1 protein-coding gene is annotated in these 201 nt (G+C 63.7%); it reads right to left on the reverse strand.

Going from position 1 to position 201, the window contains the following annotated elements; genetic code table 11:
* On the reverse strand, positions 1 to 201 hold a 201-nt coding region (locus IF88_RS41850), incomplete at both ends, for a hypothetical protein (protein WP_037808999.1).

The raw sequence follows: 201 nt of genomic DNA on the forward strand, positions 1-201 counted from the left end.
AGTCGGGGTTGGTGAGTTGTTCGGTGGTGGCGGGTTGTCCGGTGAGGTTGGAGATGATGGGGATGGTGGGGGTGTGGTAGGTGAGGGTGGCGGCGGTGGCGTGGAATTGGTCGAGGATGCCGTCCATGTGGGGTGAGTGGAAGGCGTGGCTGACGTTGAGTTGTGTGGTGCGTCGGCCGTTGTTGCGCCAGGTGGTGGCGA

The organism is Streptomyces sp. NRRL F-2580 (assembly GCF_000720115.1).
Taxonomy (GTDB): domain Bacteria; phylum Actinomycetota; class Actinomycetes; order Streptomycetales; family Streptomycetaceae; genus Streptomyces.